Source organism: Paenibacillus sp. J2TS4 (assembly GCF_018403245.1).
In the GTDB taxonomy this organism is placed as follows: Bacteria; Bacillota; Bacilli; order Paenibacillales; family NBRC-103111; genus Paenibacillus_L.
The window spans coordinates 134,170-160,004 of record NZ_BOSH01000011.1 but is presented as its reverse complement, the minus strand read 5'-3'; the positions used below and the strand labels follow the sequence as shown (position 1 = coordinate 160,004).

At 48.7% G+C, this 25,835-nt stretch carries 21 protein-coding genes; 12 read left to right on the top strand and 9 right to left on the bottom strand.

The features are described from left to right. Nucleotides 1-21: 21 nt before the first annotated feature. Nucleotides 22-969, bottom strand: a complete 948-nt coding sequence (locus KJS69_RS21310) for a PfkB family carbohydrate kinase (RefSeq protein WP_213585805.1) — start codon at nt 967-969, stop codon at nt 22-24. Between the two features lie 389 nt (nt 970-1,358). Here KJS69_RS21310 and KJS69_RS21305 point away from each other — a divergent pair, with 389 nt between their 5' ends. The 4 genes from KJS69_RS21305 to KJS69_RS21290 all read left to right on the top strand — a co-directional run bounded on the left by KJS69_RS21305 (nt 1,359) and on the right by KJS69_RS21290 (nt 5,798). Continuing rightward, nucleotides 1,359-1,502, top strand: a complete 144-nt coding sequence (locus tag KJS69_RS21305; protein WP_213585804.1) for a hypothetical protein — start codon at nt 1,359-1,361, stop codon at nt 1,500-1,502. A 617-nt stretch (nt 1,503-2,119) separates the two neighbouring features. Next, nucleotides 2,120-3,130, top strand: coding sequence for a tryptophan--tRNA ligase (gene trpS / locus KJS69_RS21300; protein ID WP_213585803.1), 1,011 nt, complete (start codon nt 2,120-2,122; stop codon nt 3,128-3,130). A gap of 169 nt (nt 3,131-3,299) precedes the next feature. Further along, the gene (locus KJS69_RS21295) at nt 3,300-5,555 is read left to right on the top strand and encodes an S-layer homology domain-containing protein (protein ID WP_213585802.1); all 2,256 of its coding nucleotides are present in this window, start codon (nt 3,300-3,302) and stop codon (nt 5,553-5,555) included. A 63-nt stretch (nt 5,556-5,618) separates the two neighbouring features. After that, nucleotides 5,619-5,798, top strand: coding sequence for a hypothetical protein (locus tag KJS69_RS21290; RefSeq protein WP_213585801.1), 180 nt, complete (start codon nt 5,619-5,621; stop codon nt 5,796-5,798). An 87-nt stretch (nt 5,799-5,885) separates the two neighbouring features. Here the strand turns inward: KJS69_RS21290 and KJS69_RS21285 are convergent, their stop codons facing one another. The 4 genes from KJS69_RS21285 to KJS69_RS21270 all read right to left on the bottom strand — a co-directional run bounded on the left by KJS69_RS21285 (nt 5,886) and on the right by KJS69_RS21270 (nt 11,022). After that, entirely contained in the window at nt 5,886-6,815 is a 930-nt protein-coding gene (locus KJS69_RS21285; protein ID WP_213585800.1) for a S1C family serine protease, read from the bottom strand. Between the two features lie 402 nt (nt 6,816-7,217). Continuing rightward, on the bottom strand, nt 7,218-8,225 hold the full coding sequence (locus KJS69_RS21280) for an ABC transporter substrate-binding protein (RefSeq protein ID WP_213585799.1): 1,008 nt from the start codon (nt 8,223-8,225) through the stop codon (nt 7,218-7,220). Between the two features lie 35 nt (nt 8,226-8,260). Next, nucleotides 8,261-9,328: an ABC transporter ATP-binding protein gene (locus tag KJS69_RS21275; RefSeq protein WP_213585798.1), complete on the bottom strand. Its 1,068-nt coding sequence runs from the start codon at nt 9,326-9,328 to the stop codon at nt 8,261-8,263. Between the two features lie 35 nt (nt 9,329-9,363). Further along, a complete protein-coding gene (locus KJS69_RS21270) occupies nt 9,364-11,022 on the bottom strand; it encodes an ABC transporter permease (RefSeq protein ID WP_213585797.1) in 1,659 nt (552 codons plus the stop codon). 209 nt (nt 11,023-11,231) lie between these two features. Between KJS69_RS21270 and KJS69_RS21265 the strand changes: the two genes are divergently transcribed. The 3 genes from KJS69_RS21265 to KJS69_RS21255 are packed head-to-tail and all read left to right on the top strand — an operon-like array spanning nt 11,232 to nt 14,886. Beyond that, nucleotides 11,232-13,316: a BglG family transcription antiterminator gene (locus KJS69_RS21265; protein WP_213585796.1), complete on the top strand. Its 2,085-nt coding sequence runs from the start codon at nt 11,232-11,234 to the stop codon at nt 13,314-13,316. Then, the gene (locus tag KJS69_RS21260; protein ID WP_213585795.1) at nt 13,313-13,621 is read left to right on the top strand and encodes a PTS sugar transporter subunit IIB; all 309 of its coding nucleotides are present in this window, start codon (nt 13,313-13,315) and stop codon (nt 13,619-13,621) included. The genes KJS69_RS21265 and KJS69_RS21260 overlap by 4 nt, the downstream gene beginning before the upstream one ends. Then, nucleotides 13,618-14,886, top strand: a complete 1,269-nt coding sequence (locus KJS69_RS21255; protein ID WP_213585794.1) for a PTS ascorbate transporter subunit IIC — start codon at nt 13,618-13,620, stop codon at nt 14,884-14,886. The genes KJS69_RS21260 and KJS69_RS21255 overlap by 4 nt, the downstream gene beginning before the upstream one ends. A 119-nt stretch (nt 14,887-15,005) precedes the next feature. Here KJS69_RS21255 and KJS69_RS21250 read toward each other — a convergent pair whose 3' ends face one another. Next, nucleotides 15,006-16,094, bottom strand: a complete 1,089-nt coding sequence (locus KJS69_RS21250) for an ABC transporter substrate-binding protein (RefSeq protein ID WP_249730644.1) — start codon at nt 16,092-16,094, stop codon at nt 15,006-15,008. A 262-nt stretch (nt 16,095-16,356) separates the two neighbouring features. Here KJS69_RS21250 and KJS69_RS21245 point away from each other — a divergent pair, with 262 nt between their 5' ends. The 3 genes from KJS69_RS21245 to KJS69_RS21235 are packed head-to-tail and all read left to right on the top strand — an operon-like array spanning nt 16,357 to nt 20,035. Continuing rightward, nucleotides 16,357-17,076 carry an ABC transporter ATP-binding protein gene (locus KJS69_RS21245; protein ID WP_213585793.1) on the top strand — a complete coding sequence of 240 codons (720 nt, stop codon included), beginning with the start codon at nt 16,357-16,359 and terminating at the stop codon, nt 17,074-17,076. Beyond that, on the top strand, nt 17,045-19,519 hold the full coding sequence (locus KJS69_RS21240; protein ID WP_213585792.1) for an ABC transporter permease: 2,475 nt from the start codon (nt 17,045-17,047) through the stop codon (nt 19,517-19,519). The genes KJS69_RS21245 and KJS69_RS21240 overlap by 32 nt, the downstream gene beginning before the upstream one ends. Before the next feature lie 15 nt (nt 19,520-19,534). Beyond that, the gene (locus KJS69_RS21235) at nt 19,535-20,035 is read left to right on the top strand and encodes a PadR family transcriptional regulator (RefSeq protein WP_213585791.1); all 501 of its coding nucleotides are present in this window, start codon (nt 19,535-19,537) and stop codon (nt 20,033-20,035) included. Nucleotides 20,036-20,137: 102 nt separating this feature from the next. Here KJS69_RS21235 and KJS69_RS21230 read toward each other — a convergent pair whose 3' ends face one another. Continuing rightward, nucleotides 20,138-21,142, bottom strand: coding sequence for a hypothetical protein (locus KJS69_RS21230; protein WP_213585790.1), 1,005 nt, complete (start codon nt 21,140-21,142; stop codon nt 20,138-20,140). Between the two features lie 233 nt (nt 21,143-21,375). Here KJS69_RS21230 and KJS69_RS21225 point away from each other — a divergent pair, with 233 nt between their 5' ends. Continuing rightward, on the top strand, nt 21,376-22,002 hold the full coding sequence (locus KJS69_RS21225; protein WP_213585789.1) for a TetR/AcrR family transcriptional regulator: 627 nt from the start codon (nt 21,376-21,378) through the stop codon (nt 22,000-22,002). Nucleotides 22,003-22,022: 20 nt separating this feature from the next. Further along, entirely contained in the window at nt 22,023-22,889 is an 867-nt protein-coding gene (locus KJS69_RS21220) for an alpha/beta fold hydrolase (RefSeq protein ID WP_249730643.1), read from the top strand. 55 nt (nt 22,890-22,944) lie between these two features. Here KJS69_RS21220 and KJS69_RS21215 read toward each other — a convergent pair whose 3' ends face one another. Beyond that, nucleotides 22,945-24,825, bottom strand: a complete 1,881-nt coding sequence (locus KJS69_RS21215; RefSeq protein ID WP_213585788.1) for an ABC transporter ATP-binding protein — start codon at nt 24,823-24,825, stop codon at nt 22,945-22,947. Then, a complete protein-coding gene (locus KJS69_RS21210; RefSeq protein ID WP_213585787.1) occupies nt 24,818-25,633 on the bottom strand; it encodes a MerR family transcriptional regulator in 816 nt (271 codons plus the stop codon). Before KJS69_RS21210 ends, KJS69_RS21215 begins: the two co-directional genes overlap by 8 nt. Between the last annotated feature and the right edge of the window lie 202 nt (nt 25,634-25,835).

Genomic DNA, 25,835 nt, shown 5'->3' with positions numbered 1-25,835 from the left:
CTCCACTTGGAGTCCTCTTCTTTATTTAAACCCTCGAAAAAACTCATCCTCGCGGACCTTATCGCCCAAAGTGGGGCAGGTGCTTTCAGCGGATTCGATGGTCCAGCCGGCGACTTTAGTTCCGCATAGAACGGCGGTAGACAAGGACAGGCCTTGGACGAGGCCGGATACGGTGCCGGAGAAGAAAGCATCCCCTGCTCCAGTAGAATCTATCATGCGGACTAATTCGGCTGGCTGATGGCCGCTTTCCCCGGTGGCAGAGTCATAGAAGATGCAGCCTTGTTCTCCCAAGGTGATTACCATAGAGCGCATGGTGTTGGAGTCTACTAGCTTTTTTAATAAGGGGAGCATTTCCTGCGGCTGCATGAGGGTTAAGTCGGCCCCCAGCAATTTTCCGGCTTCATGATGATTGCAAATAAAGCATTCCAAAGTATTCAGTAGATCGGGATGATTGGCAACGACGTCGAGATTGCCCGGAATGCCATATACCGGCTTATTGTGTTGCTTAGCCAAAGCTATTACCCGACGGGATATAGCTTCGTTCAAATCTAATTCAAGGACGAGATGCGTGCAGGCCTGCACGAGCTCTTCTCCGCTTGCCTTAATGACTTGGGCGAGATGCTTCAAGTCGGGCATTTGGGAGATGGACCCTGCCAAGTCCCCTTGCTCATCAAGGATAGCCAGCCACATCCCCATTCCACCTTCGTCCACACCTTGCAAGTATTGGACATTTACTCCGATTTCTTGCAGTCGAGTGGCAACTTCTTTTCCAACTCCATTTAAATCATACGAGCTGACAAAGGTAGTATTCAAACCGATTCGGGCTATATTCTCTACCACGTTGCGCCCAACTCCACCGTGAACGAATTGAATAGTCCCCAAGTTCCGGGAGGAGCTATGGTAAGTCTCGTTGGCGAAGCCTTTACAATCTACAAATACGGTTCCGATCACCGCAACCGATGGATTCATTGTTCCCGTCTCCTTTTGCCACGGAATCCTGCTTCTGCTGACCAAGGTGATAATAAACCTAGCGGGGCTCTACTTTAGACACACTCGGGAAGGGAGAAACTCCAGAGGTGAGGTGGCAAACCCGCATTGGCCCCTGACATTCGTGAAACCGAGTCATCCGTGATATTCAAGTCTTTTGGCTGCCTCGGATTGCGTCTGGTCAGGGAAAGAAGGCGGTGCATTCAGGATTCCTGTATTTTTTCTTTTTCAAATGTATTATACCTGATAATTCCCACAAAATGCTTCATTCCTAAAGGAATGGGCGAATATAATTATAATAGACTTGTTTATAAGATAGACAAACTATGGTCGGTCCGAACGAATTCAATGCTTAAGGGGAGGGCTCCGACATGAAAGAGGAGGACAAGCACGACGAAGGCAGAGAAGAGTCAGTGTCCGACGTCTCGATTAGTAAAGGAATGGTTGCCGGTTTTATGATCGGATGCCTCCTGTGGGGGCTTCTCGGAATTGGGTTATGGATGTGGCTTAAATAACTCTACTAGCGGCCATTTGACAAAAAGCTGAATTTTCGAATATGATGGTATATATTTTTACAGGCTGAGATTAAGAAGAGTACGCGGGTACGGGAGGCTGGCAGAGAGCCGGTGGGAGGTGCGAACCGGTGCCTTGGTCCCGCGGAATGGACTTATGAGCCGCTTGTCGAACAGGGAAGCTTTAGAAGCTGGCCAAATTGGACCCCATCTAACCTAACTTAACGAAGTAGGCCCAGGTTAGTCCGGCTTGACCAATGCTTGAATAGCTCTAAGCAGGTTGAGAAGATCTGCCAAACCTAAGTAGACCGAGCCGGGAATGATCTCCCCGTTATCAAGAGTCGGGTATCGAAGCGGATTTATATGACTTATGTGATCTGTAGTCTATAAATCGGTTTCCGTACCTCAGAGAGCGCCTGCTTGTTCAGGCGAATTAAAGGTGGTACCGCGATCCTTCGTCCTTTTATGGGGACGGAGGTTTTTTATTTTTGAGGGAGGTGATGGCCAAATGGAGGACGGTTGGTGGCGGACGTCGAGGACGTTAAGAACGCTAAGAACTCGGAAGATGTGGAAAAAGCGGAGGAGTACTGGAATATCAATTCATCCAAGGAGGAATTACATTGAGAAGAGAACAGAAACGAGAGCGGATTTTGACGGGCGACCGCGTCACGGGAAAGCTGCATTTGGGCCATTACGTCGGAAGCTTGAAGAACCGGGTGATGCTGCAGGAAGAATATGATCCTTATTTCATTCTGGCCGATGTGCAGGCTTTGACTACTCATTTTGAGCAGCCGGAATTGGTGCGGCAGCATGTGCGGGAAGTAGCGCTGGATTATTTGGCTGCGGGGATCGATCCGGACTTATCGACCATCTTTATTCAGTCGCTTGTTCCGGAGATCGCTGAATTAACGGTGTATTATTCCATGTTCGTAACGGTAAATTCGTTAAGGCATAATCCGACCGTCAAATCGGAGGCGGCTGATAGAGGTTATGACGATCTGTATTACGGTTTTCTGGGTTATCCGGTCAGTCAGGCTGCGGATATAACGTTCTGCAAGGCGACGCTTATTCCGGTCGGGGAGGATCAAATTCCTCACGTCGAACAAACGCGGAGGATAGTGCGCCGCTTCAACGAGCTGTACGGCACTGTCTTTGAGGAGCCGAAGGCGTTGGTCGGAGAGGTGCCGCGGCTTATCGGCTTGGATGGCAAAGGGAAGATGAGCAAAAGCTTGGGCAACGCCATTCAGCTGGATTCGTCGAAAAGCGAGGTGGAGGCCAAGCTGAAGAAAGCAGTGACGGATCCGGCCCGTATTCATAAACATGACCCCGGCCACCCGGAAATTTGCCCTGTCTTTGCTTATCACGAAGCGTTTATGCCGGAAGAGAGCGAAGAGATTCGGGAACAATGCATGCAAGCCCGGATCGGCTGTGCGGAGTGTAAACAGAGGATCGCCCGCCGGATTAACGATGTTCTGGAGCCGATGCGGGAAAGGCGTGCTTACTATGAGGCCAGGCCGAAGCAAGTGGAGGACATTTTGCGGTCGGGAACCGATCAGGCAAGACGCATCGCCGGCGAAACGATGCAGGAAGTTCGGGAAGCGATGCGAATCGATTATTTTACCGGGGAATAATCTCTTATTAATGAGGGCGCGACTCTCCTTGTTGAGGGTTGTGTCTCTTTTTTTATTTTATATGGGTAAAAAGAACTAGGTGATATGCCGACAAATAGGTGAAAGGATATAACTCCGATTCGCGAAGTCGTTAGGAGAAATTCTTAATAAAACCACTCGAGGTGTACTGATGAAACGATTAACTCTATGCGCTCTACTAATTTGTTCCCTGCTGCTGGGCCTGTTTCTATCTCCGGTGGAGGCAGCCATTTCGAATGTTTACAAAAATCATACATTTACTGCGACCTTTAATCCGGATTACACGGTGACTGTAGAAGGAACGGCTGAGGAAAAAGCCGGAGGTCCTATGGAGATTGATGTTCATGGCCCTAGTCCAGGGGTGAAGCTGATTAAAACATACGTGGTGGATGTGGCGACGGACGGCCAGTTCAAATTAATTACGGATCGCCTGGAGGTAGAAGAGGCCAATATCTACATAAGGGCCAAGGAAAGGACCTCCTATTGGCTGGGTGTGCGCTCCCCTAACACTTTATCGGATAAACCCGATGGCGAGGATATGGTCAAGCTGAACCCGAATGATCCTCTGTTGGAGAAAACGGTGGATCCGGGCACGATTCCCGCTATCCGGGCCAAGTGGCAGCAATATGCTCCGGAATTTGATTATGCCGGTTCTCTTTATTTGGAACAGCCTTTACTTTCTTCTCCTTATTCGGCGGGAAAGCTGCATGAGCAAGTGCTGCTGGATGCGTTGAATATGACGAAGTTCGCCCGTTACCTGGCGGGGATGTCGGAATCGGTTGAATTGAGTTCGAAGCTGAACGAATCCGCTCAGCATAAAGTCGTTGTTCTCGAGCAAACCTATCATTCTTCCCGTCCGCATGACCCGGCACAGCCTGCAGATATGAGCGATAGCTTCTACCAAACCAGCCAGGCTTGGAAGGGGGGCGGAACTAGCGCTTATGAGAACCTCCATTACGGTTACCTGCCGATGCGTGCAGTGGCTTCATTCATGGATGACATAGGATCGTCCAATGAGCGGAATGTCGGTCACCGCTGGGCTATTCTCCAACCGGATATCCGGGAAGTTGGCTTCGGATATACCGATAACTACATCGTCATGCATTTGAAAGAGGGCAATTACAAATCCCCTTGGCCAGAAGAACGGGACTATGTAGCCTGGCCCAGTGCGGGCAATTTTCCGATGCTGTTCTCCGAATTTCAGATGTTTTCCATCTTGTTGAATCCTAATAAATTTGAGCCGGCCGATGCGGAATCCTTGCGGATAGAAATATTAAATAAAAGGCAAAAAACAAAATGGCAGTTATATGATACAGCTAACTACAGCAGTAAAGCGGGTAAAATGTACATGAGCAGCCGCTTTTATCAGGGAGAGCCCGCTACTTTTATCACTTTTTCCGTATCCGGCATATCCATTCAAGAGGAGGATGAGGTGAGCATCCGGATTACCGGAATCAAGGACAAGAGTGGTAACGAGACCGCCATTGAGTACGCTATTCATTTCTTCGAACTGGATGAATCCACCCAGTCGTCCACACCCGCTATCGATGATTATACATACAGTGAACAAACCATTAGGCCAGGCTCGAAGCTGGAGGGGCTAGCGATTAACCCTCGCGATGTAACCCTCTTGGTGGGGGAACAGGTTCAAGTAAAGGTTATGGCTGGGGATGAGCAGGGTAAGGCTGTAGACGTGACGAATCAGGCGATATTCAGACTAATGGATGAGAAGTACGCCGATTATTTCACTGTCGACGCTCAAGGAATAGTTACGGCGCTGAAAGCAACGGAAGTGGTCGCTTATCCTGTGGAAGTGACTTATGGAGACCGAACAGATATGTTCCATGTACGGGTGCGGAACCCGCTCGCTTCATTCAATGATGTAGGCGGTCATTGGGCTCAAGAAGCGATTCAATGGGCCGCAGAACGGCGTATTGTCCAAGGCTATGAAGATAATGAGTTCAAGCCCGAGCAGTTCGTCAGCGAGGCTGAATTTCTGGCCTTTTTCTATCGTCCTCGGGTGGATCCGGCGATGATCGAGCCCATGCCGGATTATCCGTGGCACTGGGCCGATAAGCTGTACTATTTTGCCGAACTTTACAATGTGCCGGTTCTGACAGCAAAGGATGAGGAACGAAGCAGCCCGATTACCCGCACGCAGGTGGCGGAAATTATTGCGGCTGCCGAAGGCTATCATTTGACAGGCGATGCAGCTATACAGTATATGCTGGGCAAAGGATATTCGCAGGGCAAAGACAGCAACACGATTGCCGGATATAGAGGCGATGATTTCCTGACTCGTGCCGAAGCATTGGAATTCAGCTACCGTCTGATGGATTACATTACCGATGTAAAAAAGAGGCCCGAGCAGCCCACTCCGGTTAGTGAGCTGCCTCCTTTGCCGTAAGAGGAAGAAGAAGCAGTGCTGCGGGAATTCAGCGAACAATATTCTGAGGAGGGAAAACTGATTATGGAGCTCATGCCTGCATGGAAGCGCTGGGGGTACGAAGAGGGTATTGAAGAAGGCATTGAAAAAGGTAAGGAAGATATTATTAGGAAATTTCTTGATAAAGGATTTTCTCCAGAAAAAGTGGCCGAGACGCTGGAGGTACCCGTGGATGAAATTCGAAAGTTGATACCTAAGCCATAACCCACACTTCGCTGGATAATTATTGAAAATGGAAACAGGAAGAATCCCCTAATCAGGGTTCCCTTCCTATTTTTGTATTACACACTTCTAAAGCTCATCTATATATTTGAGAAAATGGCTGAAGGGGACAGCAAGGCCGATTTTGCCGGACTTGCCTTCCCGTTTGATTTGGGTGGTGGCAAATACGACGGCTATGACCTGGCCATCCTTGTTGAGGATCGGACTGCCGCTGTTCCCTTTATAGATCGGGGCCTGAATCATCAGGACAGGCACGTCCCAGTCCGTAAGAGAGGTCAGCCCGAGAATGGAGCCTTCATTGGCCATCTGGTTAAACAACAGCGGATTTCCAATGACGTAGATGGGGGTCCCTTCCATTGGATCGGTAACCGGCGCAATCTCCAGGGTGGGCAGCGATGGGTCGGGGTCCCTCACCCGCAATAAGGCTGCATCCATAGCGGCGTCGCTGGCCACTACATCCGCTGTAAATGTTTTTCCTTCTGGAAAGCTGACAAGGCTTGTCCGCTCCCCTTCGATGACATGATGATTGGTGACAATGAGGCCGTCGGCGGCAATATTAAATCCGGTTCCCTTGCGTCCGCCGGAATTTACGACAACAACGGCTTGCTTGTACTGTTGAATCGCTTCATTCCGTGACAATTCCCTGTTTTTTTTCAGAAAATCAATCGCCTGCAGGCTAAAAATTTGAGGGAAAAAAGCAATGATATTGGCAAATAATCCGAGGACGACGAGGACCGCAAGCCATTTTTTAATCCACCTTCGGGAGGGCCGAGGCTCTTCCTCCTCCGGGTCGTCATCCTCAAAGAACGAAGGATCCTCCGGATCAAAATCTTCATAGGGCTCGTCGTGGAGCTCTTCGAGCGCCCCTTCGCGTCTTTCTTTAGACGATTCCTCCTCTTCAAGTGTCCCTTTCCTTTTCTCTTTACGCGGATTTTCCTCTTCGTGCAGCCCTTCCTGCTTGTTCGTTTCCTTATCTTTAATGAATATTCTCCTCCTCAAGGATGCTTTCTTTTATTGTGCCAATCTTGGGCTAACCTTTCAAGTGTTTGGCTGGGACCCTAGCCACAAGGGACATCTCTATGCCCATCTAATAAATGAAATTGGTGTTGGCCAGCCAGCTTGTTAATAATGGATCGACCATTGGCAGGCTGACTTAATCGCTCGTCGGCTTCTTGCCATGGATGTGCATGATGACATCTTGTATGCGCGGGAATTCATCGTTGAGAAGTCCCGACTCTATAAAATCTTTCAGCGTGTTATCTATTCCCACTTTCGCAATTAAAATAAGGCGAGGACTTCATCGACTTGAGTCCTCGCCTACGAATATCATGTTCACTCATGAGCGGAGTAACGGCATGTTCCACTCCTTCATTGTAAGAGCCAGAGAGGGAGAGAAGAGGGCTAATTCAACACCTCATTGGCCCATTTGGTCAACAGTCGTTCCCGATTATTTCCGGCCCAGGAGTGATCGTACGGAATGAGGGTCAGATTCGCCAGAGGGAACGCCTCTGCCGGGGAAACCGCCTCCCGGTTCGTCAGCAGCTGGTAATTGCCGACCTGCTTGCCTAATTCCTGGGCTTGCTTGGTCAGCGCCCAATCTACAAACCTCTCCGCTTCATTCTGATTAGGCGCGCCGTTAATGATGCCGATCGCTCCGATCTCGTACCCGGTTCCCTCTTCGGGGAAACCTACAATAATATCGCGGAACCCTTCTTTATAAAACTTAATGGCATCATGGGAGAACATGATCGCGGTCCCGATTTCACCCATGCCTACTTTTCTGCCGGGAACGCTGCCCGATGTCGTATAGGTATTAATCTGCTGGTGAATCTCTTTAAAATAGGAGAAAGCCTGTTCTTCCCCCCACAGCTGCACTAGTGTGGCGAGCACCGTATAGCCCGTCCCGGAGGTGCGCGGATCAGGCATGCCAATCATGCCTTTGTATTTCGGGTTCAGTAAATCATTCCAGGACTGGGGAGGGGATAGGCCTACCTCCTGGAGCCAGGCCTTGTTCGATACTAGAGCGAGGGAGCCGAGATAGATTCCGGCCCAATAGCCTTCTTCATCTTTATACGCTTCATCAATCCATTCGGAATTGACGGAAATATAAGGAGTTAACAAACCTTCCGTTTTGGCCTGGATGAATGTATCCGCAGGTCCGCCATACCAGACGCTGGTACGGGGTTTATCCCGTTCGGCTCTTATTCTCGCCAATATTTCTCCGCTGGACATACGGAGATACGAGACTTTGATGCCGGTTTCTTTCTGGAACGCCTCGATCGCTTTGATCGCATGGTCATCGTACAGTCCCGCATATATGGTCAGGACGCCGTTTTTTTCCGGTGAGCACGCAGTTAAGAAGACAAATAGAACTAATAGCAGCAACCTCCGCCAATGTGCGCGCTTCATCTGTCTTCCCCCCTCCGGCTTCTCCCGACTGATGTTTAAATGACGTGCAAGGAATGTTCAGAAAACCGCAAAGATACCGTGTCTCCCACCTGGTATATCTTTTCCGCGGATGGATTGTTTTCCGTAATTTGCACCGTTTGTCCTGCGAATTGCACCTCATACTCCTGACACTGTCCCATAAAAACGCTTTTGGTAACGACGGCCGTATTCTCGCCGCCTTTGGCCAAGGATACCGCTTCCGGACGGATGACGACCGAAACCTTATCGTTTACCCGATGGGCTCCGGTGGCTCTGGCTTTCATTATACCGGTTTCCGTGCGAATCTGTAGCTGCTCATCGGACACTTCCACGACCTGGCCTTCTATGAAATTGGCCGTCCCGATAAAATCAGCGACGAATCTTGTTGCCGGCCGCTGATATACTTGCTGTGGCGTGCCGACTTGCTCGATCCTTCCTTTATTCATAACAATAACCTGATCGCTCATGCACATGGCTTCACTCTGATCATGGGTGACATAAATCGCTGTAATGCCGATTTGCTGCTGGATCCGGCGAATTTCATCACGCATGACCAGCCGAAGCTTGGCATCTAGATTGGATAGGGGCTCATCAAATAACAGAACCCCCGGCTCCATGACCAAAGCCCTCGCCAAGGCGACACGCTGCTGCTGGCCGCCCGAAAGCTGAGCAGGCATCCGATCCTTGTATTCCGTCAAGTTCATGATATCCAGGACGCCGTGCACTTTTTGGATGATCTCCGCTTTGGCCATTTTCTTGATTTTTAGCCCGTAGGCAATATTATCGAATACGCTTAGATGCGGAAAGAGTGCGTACGACTGAAAAACCATCGTACAATCCCGCTTGTTCGGCGGAATGCTGTTGACCTTGTTCCGGTCGAAATAGATGTCTCCTGACGAGATGTCCTCAAAGCCTGCGATCATGCGCAGCGTTGTCGTTTTCCCGCACCCGGAAGGGCCCAGCAGTGTAACGAATTGACCGGCCTCGATCGTTACGTTGACATCAGATACGGCGTAGACCAGTTCGTTCTTTTCATTGTTAAAGGCTTTGGATACATGGTGTAAAGAGACTGATTTTGCTTTCATGCTAGTTCCTCCTCAAACTGGATAGAAGTATACGTTTATAGTAATGAAGACTCTTTATTTCCGCCTCCGAACAGGCTGACCAATGTGTTAAGCAGAACCAGCGCAACGATCATGACGAGAATGAGAATCGTGCAATAGGCGCTCGCTACACCGATTCTTCCCGTTTCCACCTGGCTCAGGATCGAGGCAGTAATCAAATTATATTTGGCGGAGATCAGGAAGATTATGGCGCTCATGGCCGTCATGCTTTTGACAAATCCATAGACCAGACCGCTGAAAAAAGCCGGTTTAATTAAGGGCAGCACGACGCTGGTGAACGTCTTGTATTGGCTGGCGCCCAGATTCGTCGCCGCCTCTTCGATGGAAGGATCAATCTGCTGCAAGGAAGCAATCCCTGAGCGAATTCCGACCGGAATGGCACGAATGACGAAGGCGGCGATGATGATTACGGCGGTTCCGGTTAACGCAAGCGGAGCCTTATTGAACGCTAAAATATACGAGATCCCGATAACCGTTCCCGGGACGGCGAGGGAGAGCATGCTGACCATTTCCAACGTCTTCTTGCCCCAGAACTGCTTGCGCACAATAAGAAAAGCGATAATCATTCCGAGCATACCTGCTATCGGTGTGGCGACGACGGATAGCATTAAGGTGTCCCGCATCGCTTTTTGACCGATGGAGAATACATAATTATAGTGATCCAGCGTGAAGCTGTTGTTGATCCCCCATAATTTGATGAAGGACCCGATAGGGACCAAGATGTAGAAAGCGATGACCGTCACGGACAAAATAAAACAGAGCGTAAACAAGACAGTTTTCACGATCCCTGAATCGATCAGTTTACGTCCATGCACCGGTTTCCCGGTAACGGTAACGTAGCTTTTTTTACCGACCCAAAATTTCTGCAGCGCATATACGATAAAAGTGATGGTAAGCAGCAGCATGGCTAACGCGGCCCCGGCCTGCATGTCATAGCTTCCGACCGCTTGCAAATAAATTTCCCGCGCGACCGTCGTATAATTGCCCCCAATGGTCATCGGATTGCCGAAGTCAGCCAACGATTGGACAAAAACGAGCAAAAAAGCGTTGGCGATCCCGGGGACCGTCAAAGGAAACGTCACCTTAAGGAAGGTCTTCCACTTACTGGCTCCCATATTCGAGCTGGCTTCTTCAAGCGAAGGGCTGATCGAGCGCAATAAACCGGCCAATACGAGAAAAGCGACCGGGAAAAATGTTAGCGTTTGCACGAGCACCAGTCCGTTTAAGCCATAAATATTGGCATTCTCCAAGCCTAATAAGTGTTTGGTAATAAAGCCTTGCTTGCCGAACAGCAGGATGGCGGATAAGGCGATGACAAAAGGCGGCGAAATGACAGGCAGGATGGCAATCCCGTTAAACAGCCTTTTGAAGGGCACTTTAACATAGGCAAAAGTATAGGCGAACAGGTAAGCGATAATAGTCGATAATGTCGATACGATCACGGCGAGCAGCAGGGAATTGCGCAGGGCTTCGAATAACTGACCGCCTAAAAAGACTCTTTGGTATCCCCCGAGATGGAATTGCCCGCTCGAGTTGAAGAAACTCGTTTTTAAAATTTGAAATAAAGGAAAGACAATAAAAATAACTAAACTAAGCATGACTAGCACGATGCAAAGCAAGAGCAGCGGATCGTGCGAAATTTTGGAGCGTTTCATTCCGTGTCCCCTTTCCAAGAGATGTCTGTATATTATTTTGCATCCATAACTTAATCGTAATGGGTGCGCTTGCAAAGCGACAGTCCAAGGTTTTGCCACTTGAGACGGCAGGATTTCGTACATTCTGTGACTTTGTACCCACACCCTTTACAGGGGAGGTTAAAAGGATTAACATTATGTAAGCGGTTTAATGGCAAGAGGGGATGAACATGACCATTTTAACAAGTCGCCAACAAAACATGCTGCAGCAATTGATGGAGAAACCGGATTATATTCCCATGGACCAGTTCGTACAGACCTATGGGATTTCTGCCCGCACGGTCCGTCATGACCTGTTAATGCTGGAAGAATGGTTGAAGGAATATGGAGTATTCCTGAATCGTGATCGCAAGCTTGGTTTTCAGGTAGTCATTGATTCCGATCAGTGGGAGCGTCTTAACGCGCAGCTTAAGCGAAGGCCCGAGTATGTTGATTCCAAGCTGAGGGTCCGGCTGCTGCTGAAACGGTTATTGGCCGAGACCAAGGTTCGTATGGAAGATTTGCTTGAAGAATTCAAGATTAGTAAAAATACGCTGCTGCTGGATGTGGCCGAAGTGAAGGAATGGCTCGCTGAGCGGAAGCTGGAATTAAAACGGGAAAGCGGTTGGGCAAAAGTCAAGGGCAGCGAGCTGCATAAAAGGCATGCTTATCTGGAGCTGCTGCGGACGGAGATTACCGATGAGAAGATCCTGCAATTCGTGCTGGACGGCGAAGAGCCTCTGGGCAATCAGCCTTGGAACTTTTGGTTTCGCACGGAGGATGCGCACTTCCTGTTCGATGCGGTAAAACAGCTTCAGCGCCGCTTGGCGATCGAATTATCCGATGCGGGCTGCTCGGCTCTCATTCTCCATCTGCTGATGGCGATGGAGCGTTTGAAGAAGGAGCATGCCATCAAGATGGATGGAGAATTGCTGCTCGAATTGCAAGCTACGAAGGAGTTCCATGTCGTGCGTGAGACGATGGTCGATTCGATCGAAAGATACTTCGCCGTGCAAATTCCGCAGGAGGAGATCGGATATATTACCCAGCATGTCCTCGGTGCACAAAAGAAACACGAGCCGTCCAGCGAAGATTCGCAATACGTCCAACTGGCCAAGCAGATTGTCATTAGTGTGGAGCAGGAACTGGGGCATCCATTACAAAGGATGGAGCAAATTGTGCAGGGGCTCGCCATCCACTTGAAGCCCGCTATCTATCGGGCCAAGTTCGGCCTAAACACGAGCAACCCGCTGCTTGGGCAGCTAGAAGCGGAGTTCGGAACTTTGCTGGCCATCATCGAGCGGATCGTCGCGGAAGTGTTGGAGCCGCATGAGGTTGCGCTTGATCGGGACGAAATCGGCTATATTATGATGCATATCGGAAGCGGATTGACCCAGCATTCTGCAGCGCGGAAGAAACGGATAGCGATCATTTGCAGCTCGGGTCTCGGGACATCCTCCATTTTACATCGGCGCATGGATTCCCTGTTCCCGCATGTGGAGGTTGTCGGAGAATATTCTTATAAAGGCTCCAAAGAAATTTCGGTGTTCGAGGCGGATGCCGCATTGACGACGATCGATATTGCTCATCCGATGGCGGTTCCCTGGCTTAAAGTTTCGCCTCTGCTGCCGGAGGCGGATCAGGATCGGGTGGTGAATTTTCTTGGAATTGCCCCGCCCGCCAGACGGGTAGAGGCGGAAACGATTCAATTGGTTAACGCGATTCTGCAAACTACGGAGCGGCATGCGGACATAAGGAACCGTAATCAGCTGCTTGAGGAACTGCTGCATCTGTTCCAGGGGCGCTCGCGTACTCCGCAGGGGCGGCATTTGACCGCCTTAATGCCGGTACAATCCATTCGCCTGCAATTGGAAGAAGCCGATTGGGAAGCGGCCGTTCGCCTTGGCAATCGGCTGCTGTGCGAACGCGGGCTGACCGGATTGCAGTATGAAGAGAAATTGGTCGATATGGTGTGGTCGCAAAAGCATCATTTCATCATTCACGACGGAATAGCCTTTCCGCATGCTTCCATGCTGGACGGCGTATGGGAAACCGGTTTCAGCCTGCTGACGTTTCGCCGCCCGCTATTGTTCGGTCCGGCGCAGCAGCCGGTATGGTTAATTATCACGCTGGCCGCGGTGGATAAGGATCAGCATGTCAAGGCGCTGTCCACCTTGCTGGATGCTTTTAACGACACCGCCTTTATGACCCTGCTGAAGCAGACGGAAGACGCTCAGCGGGTTTGGCAAGAGCTGCGGCAGAGGGAGGGCCTATGAAGACGATACTGGTCGTATGTTCGAGCGGCTTGGGAACGAGCTTGATGATCCGCCTTCATTTAACCTCCATTCTGCAGGAAATCGGCCTGAAGGCGCATGTGGAGCAAAGCGATTCTTCATCGATAGATTTATACAATGCGGACTTGATCATTGGGGCGAGACAAATTGTGGCCGCCCTTGACATTGCCCCGGATATCGAGCGGATAGCGCTCGACAGCCTTACGGATAAGGAACATTTAAGAGAGAGGCTGCTCGCCAGCAGCTGGTTCCAACAGGGCATGGGGAATGGTGTGGATAATCCATGAATTTATCACAGACGATCAACAAAGGCTTGTTCGGCGAACCGGTCATTCTGCTCGGTTTGATTGCTTTAATCGGCTTGCTCCTGCAGCGAAACAAAGTACAGAAGGTCGTCTCCGGAACGATCAAAACGATGCTCGGTCTGACACTGCTGCAAATCGGTGCAGCGGCCGCCGGCTCCTCGTTATCCAATCTATCGGCGATTATCCAGAATGGCTTTCAAATTATCGGCATCATTCCACATAACGAGACGATTACCGCCCTCGCCCAGATCAATTATGGTCAAGAGATTGCTATTATGATGTTGATCGGGATGGGGGTGCATCTCGCTATTGCGAGATTTACAAGGTTCAAATTTGTGTTTTTGACAGGGCATCATATGCTGTTTATGGCCTCGCTGCTGGCTGCGGTATTGGCGGTTTTTCCAATGCAGAATTGGCAGCAATACACACTGGGTGGCATGGTGCTGGCTTTATGCATGTCCTTTGGGCCTGCCATCTCTCAACCATTCGTACGCAGGACAACGGGGGACAACAGTTTTGCGCTCGGTCATTTTAACAGCGTCGGTTATGTATTGACGGGGTGCTTGGCTTCCTTGTTTAAATCCAGGAAAGAGAGACCCGTGCCAGCGAAGCTGCAGAAAATCCAACCCTTTTTTCAAGACAATATGATTGTTATTGCCATCTTTACATTCGTCTTGTTTTTGTCCGCCAGTTTTTTTGCATCCTCCAAGTCGATTAGCGATATATTTTCGGGCCGAAATTTTGTTATCGTATCCGTGATTCAATCCATATGGTTTACCGGAGGGGTCTATATCATATTGCACGGGGTGCGGATGATGCTTTCGGAGATCATTCCTGCCTTTCAAGGAATTGCCCAGCGACTTGTACCGGGATCGATTCCCGCAGTCGACTGTCCGGTTCTGTTTACCTATTCGCCTTTGGCTGCGGTCATGGGATTTTTGCTCAGCTTTACCGGCGGGCTGTTGGCGATGATCATTATGCTGAATGTACAGTATACGGTTATTATTCCGGGAATTATTCCGCATTTTTTCTCAGGCGGCGCTTCGGGGGTCATAGCCTATAAGATTGGAGGAAGAAGAGGGCTTGTCGTCGCTTCGTTATGCCATGGATTCTTTATTTCGCTGCTGCCGATCTTTTTATTGCCGCTGTTAACGGGTCTTGGTCATGTCCGGGCGACTTTTGCCGACGGAGATTTTTCTGTGATCGGAATTATACTGCATTACATTATGGACGTATTCTTCCGTTAATTAATTGAACGGCTATATCTGTGGCATTTGCGATAGAGATAAGTTATTGCGAAGCTGCGCGCCAATATGTAAAAGCCTGCCAGACACGCTGCTGACAGGCTTTTGTTAATTAAGCAAGCTTATTTATTGACTTCGCTATTCCATTTATCGATCAGACGCTGACGCTCTTTGCCAGCCTCGGCCGGATCATAGTCGATCAGGTTCAGACTGTTGAAATCGATGCCTCTTTCCGGCTGCTTCGCTTCGGGATTCGTCAAGCTCTGATAGCTGCCGGTCCGCTGTCCAACCTCCTGGGCATTTTTGCCGAGGGCCCAATCAACGAATTGCTGAGCCAGCTCCGGGTTTTTGGTGTTTTTAATAATCGAGATGGCTCCGGTTTCATATCCGGTTCCGTCCTCGGGGAAAGACAGCTCAAGTGATTCGAAGCCTTCTTCCTGATATTTAACAATATCGTGAGCAAAGAGCACGCTGACTGCCGCTTCTCCCATACCAACCATTCGGCCTGTAGCCGTTCCGCTAGTCGTATACTGAGAAACCTGGGAATGTAATTTTTTGAGGAAATCGAAACCTTTCTCCTCGCCGCCCATCACTTGCAGAATCGTATACATAATTGTATAGGAGGTGCTGGAGGAGCTGGGGTTCCCCATAACGACTTGATCCTTGTAGGCCGGATCGAGAAAATCCTCCCATTTGGTCGGCGCCTGTAAATTATGCTTTTTTAGAAAATCCTTATTGGACGCGAAGCCGAGCGCTCCGACATAAATCCCTGTCCAATAGCCGTCAGGGTCCTTGTATCTGGCATCAATTTTCTCCGCTTCCGGAGATTTGTATGGCTCCAACAGATCGTCTTCCATCGCCGCAATAAAGGTGTCCGCGGGTCCACCATACCAAATGTCGGCTTGCGGGTTATCTTTCTCGGCGCGGATTTTGGCGAGAATTTCGCCGCCGGACATCCGAATCATTTCCGCCTCGATGCCGGTATCCTTCGTGAACTGCTTCATTGCTTCAATCGCATGATCCTCCTGGAATCCGACGTAAACCGTTAGTTTGCCCTTCGGTTTATCGCTCGGCTTGCTGCTCGGAGCATTGTTGGCCTCCGGTGACGATTCTGGTGTGGATGGCGCGGGTTGAGCATTGCCGCCGCCGCATGCAGCCAGGATCATCGTAATTAAGGTGAAGATCATTAGAACGCTAAGCCTTTTCTTCATATTTGCTTCCTTCCCCCTTCTGGTTGTAAAAAAAGAAATTATCCAATTTCTTTTACCATCTTAATGGATGCGCTTTCAGTTAACCAGTCCAACTTATTGCCGTTTTATACGGCAAAAAAATAGAATCTGACTGCCGGGTCTCCTATTTACACAAATACTTACTTAGTATATACTTACTGAGTAACTAGTTACTCGGTAAGTATAGGGGGGGCTTGCCCTATCCCTAATTTTCAGGAAAACAAGGTAAAGGGGTTAGCTTTGTATGATTCAAGCTATCAGTGTTAAAAAGACTTTTCAAATCGGAACACAGGAAATATCCGTTCTTCGAGGCGTTGATTTTTCTGTTGAAGAAGGGGAATTCGTGGCGATTATGGGTCCAAGTGGCTCAGGAAAAAGCACCCTGCTGCAACTATTGGGAGGATTGGATACTCCTACCTCAGGGGCCATTCGCTTGGACGGGACTGCGATAAGCGAACAAACGGAGAAAGAACGGACGATCTTTAGGCGTCGGCATGTCGGATTTATTTTTCAAAATTATCAATTGCTGCCCACGATGACTGTAGAGGAGAATGTCGCTTTTCCGCTGCACGCCGACGGCAAAAAGGGCAGAGGAATTCAGGAAAAAGTGAATAGTTTGCTGGATGCGGTTGGGTTAAGGGAGATGGGCAAACGTTACCCCAATTTATTGAGCGGGGGCCAGCAGCAGCGGGTATCCATTGCCAGATCACTTGCTAATGACCCCAAAATATTGCTGGCGGATGAACCGACCGGGAATTTGGACCGGGAGCGGGCTGCTGACATTCTAGAGCTGCTATCTTCTTTTCATAAAACACAAAAACAAACGATTATTATGGTCACACATGATATTTTTGCCGCCGGTTATGCGGATCGGATTGTTCTGTTCAAGGATGGCAAGATTGAGGCGGAAGTGAAAAGGGAGGATTCCGACTATGCGCAATTTGTGGCAAGTTTCCTGGCGTAATCTGACCCGCAATAAAAAACGCTTCTTCTTCACTCTAATTTCTATCATTTCGGGTATCATTTTTACGACCAGCATGCTGATCAATGATCGAACAACGCAGCATACGTTCGAATATTATGCCAACATTTATACAGGTAACGCGGATCTATGGGTGTTAGGTCAGGACCATACCTTTACCAGTGACGAAGTGAAGTCTTTGGCTGAACGTGCGGAGATAGCCGACGCATTGTATGTTCTGGATAAACAAACGTTCGTGGAACTCGAGGACCGGCAAGACCCTGCTGTAACTTCTGTTCGTATATCAGGGGTGAGCAGCCCGCAAAGCGAGTTATTGGTCCTTCCTCTTATCGATGGAGACCTAGATAGAGAAGGGCTGATTCTGCCGGAAAACGCCGCCCGGTTGTGGAATAAAAAGGTGGGTGATACGGTAACCTTCCGCGATATGGGGACGATAGAAGTAACTGCCATCGTAAGCTATAATCAGCTGCTGGCGAGTCCTGACAGCTGGGAGGCCGCGAAGGATAGACACTTCCGGGTGATGATGCCGCTGCGGACACTGCAGGAATGGACGGGGCTGGAGAATGAAGTGAGCTATGTCCGTTTCCAAGCGGTTCCCCAAGCGGATAAGGACGAATTAGTATCGGCCTTTCAGCAAGAGCTGAGGGGATCTCCCCTTTTTGTCCAGCCGGTCGTGATCGATGATAAACAGAATAATGATGTGGAAGGCCTGACTTATATCTTTTATTTGGTAGCCATTCTAGCTTTGTTTATCAGCGGATTTATTGTATTTAACATGATTTTTGCGAGTGTGACGGAACGGCGCAAAGAGTTTTCCATTATGAAAAGTCTCGGGTATACGAATATGCACATTTATCGGCTGGTTCTGACAGAGGTGCTGCTGCTTTCTTTTACGGGTACGCTCATTGGGGTTCCCATCGGGATATGGTTTGCGGATCTGTTTCAACAGATGCTGCTGAGCATTTTCAGAGATACCGTCGATTATACGCTGCAGTGGCAAGGACCTGTTATGCTATCTATCCTTGTCGGTATTTGTTTTCCGGTAGTGGCCGCTTTGGTCCCAATGTACATCGCAGGGAAAACTCCGATTCTGCAAGCTATGCGGAATCAGCAAGGGAATCTTCATTCTGGACATCGACACTTGCGGTGGATACTAGGGTTAATTATGTTGTTCGGCGGATTCATTGATCATATGGCGGCTTATTTACTTATACTTGTGGCAGCGGTACTGCTCTTTCCCTATTTATTTAACGTTATTAAAAAAGGGCTTCTCCCTGTATATGGCCTTCTTATGGGTTATCCCGGAACAATGGCCTGCGGGAATGTTTCCAGGCATTTGAATAGAAACAGCAATACAGCGGCTATGCTGGCAAGCAGTGTATCTGTGGTCATCTTTATGGGGGCCGCCCTTCAAACTATCCCTAACGAAATGGAGAGGGAAATTCGCCAGACATACGGCGGGGATATCCAGGCCCGCTCGGAACGTCCTTGGACAACGGAGGAAATCAGCAGAATAGCTTCGCTGGAAGGGGTGCGGCAAGTGGGCGCCTATCGGGAAGCAATGGTGACTTGGGAAAATATCGATAGGGAGAAACGAAACTTTAACGTTTTAAGCTTTCATCCCGAAGCTGACCCGAAGTTTCAGAAATTTAAGGCAGAGGCTGACCTGGAAGAGCAGTTAGAGAAGGCTAAAGAGCCCGGAACTATTTTGCTCGGAAAACGTGCTTTCGATGAATGGGGCGGCAAGGTAGGAGAAAGCTTGACTGTCAATACGCCCAACGGCCGGGATCAATGGAAGGTAGTAGGCGTAGTGGAAACCTCCCATTATAATGGTTATACAGGCTTTGTTCATGAATCTTTCTTTAGTGAAGGAATGAACTGGCCGCATATATATCATCTTATGATAGATGCGGGCAACAACGGCGGGGAAGCCATTCGCGAGCAGCTATGGCAGCAATATGGGGACCGTCTATCCAAGGTTTCTACCGTCGATCAAGCGGTGGCCTCCAGTCAGAAGGCTCTGTCAGGGATGAACGAATTAATGAAGGCTTTGCTTATTTTAGTTATTGCCTTGTCCAGTATAGGGATTAGCAATACACTATTAATGAATATGATGGAGCGGATTGCGGAAATCGGCACCATTCGGGCAACGGGCTTCACCGGATCGCAAGTAAGACGCATGGTGATTGGAGAAGGATTGCTGGTGGGGATCTCCGGGATTGCAATCGGAATGATTTTGGGAATAATGATTATTTATCTTAATTCCGTTTCTGTTTCGGTGGGGAATGAATTTCAATTTATTATTCCGTGGGACAGTCTGGCTTTTTCCGCTTTAGCCGGGCTGGCGCTAAGTACGATCGCTTCCTGGCTGCCTGCTTCTTTCGCCACGCGGATTAATATCCAGCAAGCGTTGAAACATGAATAAAAGTAGGGGATCACGATGTCCGTCAAACATGCTATCTTAGCTTTATTATATGAGAAACCTCGTCATGGTTATGAGGTGAAGACCGGATTTGATGATCTCGTCCAAGGCAAGTGGCCGTTAAATCCAGGTCAGGTTTATACAACTTTGGACCGTTTGGTAAGGGACGAATTATTGGATTCTCCGGGCCAGGATCAGAAGGATCGTAAAATTTTTTCCATTACGGATAAGGGAAGAGGGGAGTTCCTTCGGTGGTTGAACCTTCCGGTAGAGCGTTTTTTCCTTCGGGATGAATTTTATTTTAAATGGTTATGTGCGAGGAAAATTCATTTTCAGCAGGAGAAGTCTATGCTTGAAAAACAGCGGGAGCAGCTGATTAAAGAAATTCTGAATTTAACCCAATTTAAGCAGCATTTAAAAAAAGAGGGTCAGGAAGAGGACATGAGGCTCTTGATTGATGGCGCATTGCTTCATCTGGAAGCGGATATGAAATGGTTAGAGATCATGCTTAAAAAATAATCTCTATAAAATTAAAAAACTCAGTTCTTTACCGGGCCTGTAAAGAACTGAGGGATCGTTTTACACGTGATTCATGTTACTTCCGCAATCTTGTTCCGGAATTTATTTGTCACTTTCTTTATAGGTAAGAACCGCCTCCGCGAACCCATCCCGCAGCTGGTCCATATTGGATTGGACCGTGCCAAACATAATGCGGACGTACTGCTTGGGCGAATCGATCAAGGTGATCAGGAAAGCCATTTTCATTCCGTTAGTCGTCATCTTGCCGGACACCTCGAACTGCAGCGCCGGTAAACCGTTGACAGTTAGCTGCTGAGGCTCGGAAATTGTTGGATTCTCGATATCGTTTAGCCGGTTGTCCACGATAAACTGATAATATTGCTGCAGGGACGAGTCTTTGCTAAAGTCGTGTCCCAGAACGAAGAGCACCGAGCTGCTCGTCAGATCGGTAGCCTGAATGTCTACCTCTTCTACGTTCATTTGCTCCCATTGGCCGGTCAGGGTCAATTCCATGGTTTCATCGCTGCTGGTCAGTGTGACCTGGGCATCGGTTGAATCAGGAGCTTGAGCTTTGGAGGCTGGCTTCGCTTGAACGATTTTAAACGTTTTAATAATTTGAAATAATTCCTTTTTGGTCGAATGAAACTTTTGGTCCGGGGTGACCGCAAGGATTTGGTAGAAATGATCTCCTTGATCGACCACCGTAAGGATGCCGTGAATTAAATCCTTCTCCAGCATGCCGGTGTATTCCGCCTGCTTGCCAGAGAGTGAATCGAGGGTCACATCCTGAATCTCATACATGCGAAATAGCGGATATTGATTGCTAAAGCTGCTCTTCATCACTTCCATAAAGCCATCCAGATCGATATCATCGGCCATATCCGTCTTAGGCACGCTTGTGACCATTACGGCCCTGTCTTCCTTCGGGCCGGCGACATTCAACTCCGCTCCATCACCCGCAATCCAGCCGGACGGGAACGTCATTTGAACGTCTCCCTCCCCGCTAGTCAGAGCTTGTCCACCCCCCGAACCGCCACAGCCGGTCAACAGGAGACTGGTTATCAGGGCGGCGGCTGCCCATTTGTGCAAGTTTTTTATCTTTCTCATGTTCTGTTCCTCTCTTTTTCTCTATATAGGGTGCCCTCTATTTTTTTCGGTTTTGAAATCGCAAGACATCACCAATTTATGGATAATTCACTATTTGTTCAAAATTTATGGAAAGAAGAGACAGGTTGTACTATGTTGATCTCGATTTAGGGTTTATTTGCAAAATGGGTATGGAAAAATAAGTGTAAATCATTTACAATATGAATGAACGTTCATTCAGAAAGGTGTTTTGTATGTCGATTCAAAGTAAAGAGCTTGAAGAAAAGTTTATGAAAGATTTTGAAGAATCGGTACCCGATTCAGGGACTAGACAAATCTTATTAAACGCGATGGAGGTGTTTGCCAAGAAAGGGCTAGTCGGCACAAAAATTAAGGATATAGCGGTCAAGGCGGGGTTCAGCCAAGGGTATGTTTATAATTATTTTAAATCCAAGGATGATATCTTTACGAAAATTGTGGATTTGGCGGCAGAAGGAGCCGGAAATTCTGTAAAATATGCGGCCGAGCTCCAAGGAACAGCCTATGAAAGAATATACTGGCTGACTGAGGCGCTGTTATCCCCTGACAGTATAGCTATGCAGCATTGGAGATTAATCATACTCCAAGCCGCCACTTCAGAGGCGATCCCTGACGAAGCTAAAGTCAACTCGCAGAAGAAGGCGGGAAAACCTTTCGAGCACTTTGTCCCTCTGCTACTTGAAGGTCAGAAGGCGGGCGAAATCGTCGAAGAAGATCCGATGGTCCTGGCCGTAACCTATTTTTCTGTTATACAGGGACTTGCGATAACAAGAATCCAGCAGGGGAAGAACATTCCTTTTCCGTCTACGGGATTGGTGCTTCAATTTTTAAGAAAAGGGTAGTTAAGACAGGGGGACTCAGAATGATCCAAAGATTTAAAAAAACGGATGGAAAACGATTCATCTATTCATCCTATGCCAAGCTGCTGGAGTCATGGGGAGTGAGGACAGAGGAACTGGATATCGAAACGTCCTACGGCAAAACTCATGTCATTCTGGCGGGTGACAGGGAGAATCCTCCGTTACTGCTATTTCACGGTGTAGGCGATAATTCTGCATTGATGTGGATTTATAACATCCAGGAGCTGGCGGAGCACTTCTTTGTCATCGCCATAGATACTATGGGAGGCCCGGGCAAGAGTGAGCCCAATGAAATGTATTTTAAAAGGTTTGATCAAGCTGTATGGATAGATGAGATTATACAGGCATTCTCTCTCACCAAGATTAATATAGCGGGAGTATCCAACGGATCTTACTTGGCCAGTTACTATACGATCAAGAACCCCGGGAAGGTTAATAAGATTGTGTGCATGGCGGGGGGAATTACGTTGAACAGGATGCGGATGCTGGTCGTTTTTATGCCGGAGGCTTTATTTCCCAATGAACAGAGTACGAGAAAACTGTTGAGGAAATTATGTGCCCCGGGCTCTGATGTTCTCGAGAAGAATGAGGAATTAATGCTGCATTGGAATTATTTGTTGAAATACTTTAATAATCGAGTGATGATGGTTCATAAATACGTTAAGTTCAAGGACGAAGAGCTGTCCATTTTACAAGAGAAAGCCCTGTTTTTAATTGGCCGGTATGATAAATTGATCCACTATCCTAAATCGCTCTCCCGTTTAGAGAAGTATCGAATGAATTTTAAAATCGTAGAAAATGCCGGACATGGCATTAATCATGAGCAGCCGGAGCTCGTTAATCGCGAGATGGTTCGCTTTCTTGTGTAGGGATGGTTTCACTGGGGGAAGGATGGCAGTCAATAGAGAAGAAACAAACCGGAGTTCATCCGGTTTGCTCAAATTGCTGCTGCACCAGCTTTCTGTAAAAATCGTGCGATGCCAGAAGCGCCTCATGGGTGCCCTGCCCGGTGACGGTACCTTTTTCCAGAACGACGATCTTATCGGCATTGCGTACGGTGGACAGACGGTGGGCAATAACGAGCGTAGTCCGACCGTGCATTAACATTTGCAGCGCTTCCTGCACGACCCGTTCGGAATCGCTGTCCAGATGGGCAGTTGCCTCATCCAGAAGCAGGATTTCCGGATCGCGCAAGATCGCCCGGGCAATCGCCAGACGTTGGCGTTGTCCACCCGATAGCTTGACGCCCCTTTCTCCTACCTCCGTGTCATATCCTTTGTCCAGGGAGTTAATAAAGGAGCTCAGATTCGCCTGCTCCACCGCTTCTTTTATTTTGTCTTCCTCCACAGGCTCCAGACCATACGTCAAATTGTCGCGAATGGTGCCGCCCATCATCGGGCTTTCCTGGGACACATAGGCAATGCGTTTCCTCCAATCGTGAATACGGAAGGAAGAGAGAGGGGTAGAGCCGTACAGAACAGTTCCGGCCGAAGGCTCATAAAATTTCTCGATGAGCGAGAACAACGTCGTCTTGCCTGCTCCGCTCGGACCGACGAAGGCGGTCATCTGTCCGGCCTCCATCGTCATGGACACATCGCGCAGGATCAGCTTGTCCGGAGTGTACCCGAAGGTAATCGATTCAAACCGGAGTGCTTTAATTTGCTCCTGACGTTCAAGCTGGTGTAACTCGGTCTGCTCCCGCTGATCCGGCTGAGGCGACGACGACGTGATTGGATCTCTTGAATCCGTTCCATGCGGGGGCACGAGCTGAGGTTGTTCCGTTCCATGCGGCTCCTCCACCTCTTCCTGTAAAATTTCAATAATCCGTTCAGAGGCGCCCATCGCCTTCTGGAATTGAGTGAAGAAGGAAGCCAACTGCGTAAAAGGAACGACAATCTGGAACATGTACAATATAATTGCAACCAATTCTCCCCCGGTGAGCGAGCCTTCGGCAACCCGTACTCCTCCATAGCCGATCAACAGGACAAGCAGAAGCAGCATAATACTCATCATAAGAGGGGACAAGATAGCCATAATCCGGGCTTCCTTCAACCCGTAATGAAACAAATGAGAAACCCGCTGATTGCCTCGCTGCAATTCCTGCGATTCGGCCAGAGAGGCTTTGACGAGCCGGATTTCCGACAGCACCCGTCCGAGATCCCCCTGGAACCAGGCGGTTTCCTCTTGCATTCCCTTGGAAACTCCGAACATTTTGGTACCGATCGGCCACAGAACGAGCAAGGCGGCCGGGACAGCAAGCAGCATGAACAATGTGATTTTCCAATCGATCATCAGCAGTAGAATAACCGCCCCGATAATGGAGACAAGTCCGGAAAAGAAGGAAATCAGATGAGCTGTAATAAAATCTTTGATGACATTCGTATCATTGGTGATCCGACTCATCGTTTCCCCGGAAGTATTGCGGTCAAAGAACGAAACCGGCAGCTTCAGAATTCGTTGCCATGTCTTGCTGCGCAAACGGGCTACGATATATTGACCGACATAGGACATGGTATAGATCGAGCAGCCTGACGCCAATGCCTGAAATAAAAATGCGCTGACCAATAGAACGATGGTGCTGCTCTGCAAGCTCGCCGCTGACAGTTGGTTTACCATATCCATCGTGAGCAAAGGAATGAGCAAGGAAAGAAGGGTCTCTCCAAGGCCCAGCACAATGGCGACAATCACAATCCAGAGAGCCGGCCTATGTTGTTTTAGCAAAGACCAGAAATCACCCCATTTGGGCATGCCCCATAATTTCTCTTGAACCGTCGTTTCAGGATTAGCCGTATTCGGATTATTCATTCGGTCTCTCCTCCTGTTCTGCAGAGCTTCCTTTGCTTTGAAACAATCGATTAATGAGGGATTCGTCCATGTTCTCAAATACTTGCTTGAGGAAGGCTTCATCCTCTTGAAAAAAATCAGGGAATAAGACGAGTTCGTCGGCCAGCTGTTCTACGTCAATTTGCTGCACCAGCTCCTCCAAGGCTCCGGCTTCAACAGCAGATATCATAACATTAAGCAGCTCTGTGCCCTTTTCCTGAACGACCGGATCGTCGGCGGACTTTCCTTCCTTACCTAACTTCTTGAGTTCTGATATGAGCGCTATTGTTTTTCGTTCGAACTCAAGCCGTTCCTCGGGCCGTCCTTCCATAAACAAAGCATCTACGGTTGGTTTGGAAAAACGCTGCAGAAGCCATTCCTTCTGCTTTTCTTCATGCTGAAGCATGTAAATCGCCATGAGCAAGTAATCTGTCTCTACGTTTTCCGTTTCGTGCAAAATATTTTGTACCCGGCCCAAGGTTGCAATCACTTGGTCCAAATGCTCGCGCTTTTGCAGCAGCAGCTCATACTGAAAAGCCAAAGAGCTTTGCAAATCGGGTTCCGGCTTTTGCAGATGCTCGGCGATTTCTTCTAATGGATAATCCAAATATTTCAACGTTAATATTTTTTGCAGTTGAACAATATCCTTGTTGGAATACAGCCGATGGCCTTGTTCGTTGTAACCGGACGGTTTAAGCAAAGATTTTTTGTCATAAAAACGGAGGGTGCGTTCGGTGACACCGGTCAGCTTGGCAAATTCGCCGATAGTAAACCATTGGATAAGGGGCATTGCGCTTCAACTCCTTTCTTCCCCCAAATTATAGCCCTTGACGTAACGTCAAGGGCAAGCTTTTTTCTGAGAATGAATTCGTGCAAACAGATAAACCGGAAGCCAGGACGCAGCTTCCGGTTTAAAGGCGTGTATATGGTTCGTATCGGGGAGCTCACACTTATAGTTCAGCGGGTCTCAAAGCTCCTGTCATGGATGGAAT

Excerpts from the sequence above, each read along its gene's own strand:
- KJS69_RS21310 (WP_213585805.1), bottom strand. The coding sequence starts at position 969 with ATGAATCCATCGGTTGCGGTGATCGGAACCGTATTTGTAGATTGTAAA.
- KJS69_RS21305 (WP_213585804.1), top strand. The coding sequence starts at position 1,359 with ATGAAAGAGGAGGACAAGCACGACGAAGGCAGAGAAGAGTCAGTGTCC.
- KJS69_RS21295 (WP_213585802.1), top strand. The coding sequence starts at position 3,300 with ATGAAACGATTAACTCTATGCGCTCTACTAATTTGTTCCCTGCTGCTG.
- KJS69_RS21290 (WP_213585801.1), top strand. The coding sequence starts at position 5,619 with ATGGAGCTCATGCCTGCATGGAAGCGCTGGGGGTACGAAGAGGGTATT.
- KJS69_RS21280 (WP_213585799.1), bottom strand. The coding sequence starts at position 8,225 with ATGAAGCGCGCACATTGGCGGAGGTTGCTGCTATTAGTTCTATTTGTC.
- KJS69_RS21275 (WP_213585798.1), bottom strand. The coding sequence starts at position 9,328 with ATGAAAGCAAAATCAGTCTCTTTACACCATGTATCCAAAGCCTTTAAC.
- KJS69_RS21270 (WP_213585797.1), bottom strand. The coding sequence starts at position 11,022 with ATGAAACGCTCCAAAATTTCGCACGATCCGCTGCTCTTGCTTTGCATC.
- KJS69_RS21265 (WP_213585796.1), top strand. The coding sequence starts at position 11,232 with ATGACCATTTTAACAAGTCGCCAACAAAACATGCTGCAGCAATTGATG.
- KJS69_RS21260 (WP_213585795.1), top strand. The coding sequence starts at position 13,313 with ATGAAGACGATACTGGTCGTATGTTCGAGCGGCTTGGGAACGAGCTTG.
- KJS69_RS21255 (WP_213585794.1), top strand. The coding sequence starts at position 13,618 with ATGAATTTATCACAGACGATCAACAAAGGCTTGTTCGGCGAACCGGTC.
- KJS69_RS21250 (WP_249730644.1), bottom strand. The coding sequence starts at position 16,094 with ATGAAGAAAAGGCTTAGCGTTCTAATGATCTTCACCTTAATTACGATG.
- KJS69_RS21245 (WP_213585793.1), top strand. The coding sequence starts at position 16,357 with ATGATTCAAGCTATCAGTGTTAAAAAGACTTTTCAAATCGGAACACAG.
- KJS69_RS21240 (WP_213585792.1), top strand. The coding sequence starts at position 17,045 with ATGCGCAATTTGTGGCAAGTTTCCTGGCGTAATCTGACCCGCAATAAA.
- KJS69_RS21235 (WP_213585791.1), top strand. The coding sequence starts at position 19,535 with ATGTCCGTCAAACATGCTATCTTAGCTTTATTATATGAGAAACCTCGT.
- KJS69_RS21230 (WP_213585790.1), bottom strand. The coding sequence starts at position 21,142 with ATGAGAAAGATAAAAAACTTGCACAAATGGGCAGCCGCCGCCCTGATA.
- KJS69_RS21225 (WP_213585789.1), top strand. The coding sequence starts at position 21,376 with ATGTCGATTCAAAGTAAAGAGCTTGAAGAAAAGTTTATGAAAGATTTT.
- KJS69_RS21220 (WP_249730643.1), top strand. The coding sequence starts at position 22,023 with ATGATCCAAAGATTTAAAAAAACGGATGGAAAACGATTCATCTATTCA.
- KJS69_RS21215 (WP_213585788.1), bottom strand. The coding sequence starts at position 24,825 with ATGAATAATCCGAATACGGCTAATCCTGAAACGACGGTTCAAGAGAAA.
- KJS69_RS21210 (WP_213585787.1), bottom strand. The coding sequence starts at position 25,633 with ATGCCCCTTATCCAATGGTTTACTATCGGCGAATTTGCCAAGCTGACC.